Origin of the sequence: Amycolatopsis thailandensis (assembly GCF_002234405.1) — a bacterium.
Taxonomy (GTDB): domain Bacteria; phylum Actinomycetota; class Actinomycetes; order Mycobacteriales; family Pseudonocardiaceae; genus Amycolatopsis; species Amycolatopsis thailandensis.
Genome location: NZ_NMQT01000400.1, coordinates 1 through 758, shown reverse-complemented (window position 1 = coordinate 758; position 758 = coordinate 1). Strand labels below are relative to the sequence as shown.

The following is a 758-nucleotide window of genomic DNA, read 5'->3' as shown; positions in this document are numbered from 1 at the left end:
CGGCGTCGTCGAGACGACCGAGTTCGCGGCAGACGTCGGCGAGTTCCAAGGTCGCGGCGTGATCGGACGCGGCCGTCCGGGACGCGCGAAGGTCCGCGAGAGCGCCTTCGAGGTCTTCGGCGCGCCGGACCAGCGCCCGCGCGAAGAGGCACCGGGCGAGAACCGGCCGCAGGGCGCGTTCGTGGAGCAGGTCGTGCAGCACCGAGACGGCGGCGACGGCGTCGGTCACCCGGCCTTCGGCGAGATACGCCTCGGCCAGCCGGCGTTGGTTCTCGGCGAGTTCGGTCAGGAGCTCTTCGCCGCCTCGGGCGAGGCGCAGTGCCTCGCCCGCGTGGTGCGCGGCCTGGGTGGTTTCGCCGAGGCGAAGCCGACCTTCGGCGAGGTACGCGTGCAGGGCCAGCAGAAGCACCGGATGCGGATGATCGGCCAGGCTCGCGTCGAGCGCGGTCCGGAGCAGGTGCATGGCGTGGTGCGGTTCGCCCAGGCCGGTCAGGACGTTCGCCCGGAGCGCGACGGCCAGTTCCCGATACGGCGGGATGTCGTCGGCGAGAGCGGCTTCGGCGGCGGCCACCAGCCGCGAGCGGGTGCCGCCCTCGGTGAAACGCGCGAGCCACAGCCAGGCGAGCCCGGCTTGACGGGTGCGGCCGATCCCCTCGGCACGCCGGGCCAGCCGTCGCATCTTCGCGGCCGAGCCGTTTCCCGCGAGGAAGTCCGACGCGGCCGCCGCGATGTCCAGATCGAGCCGGACGTCGTCGCGG

Annotated in this window: 1 pseudogene; it reads right to left on the bottom strand. The window is 73.9% G+C overall.

Annotation, left to right across the window (positions count from 1 at the left end):
* Positions 1-758, bottom strand: a pseudogene (locus CFP71_RS43145) (helix-turn-helix domain-containing protein); the annotation flags it as partial.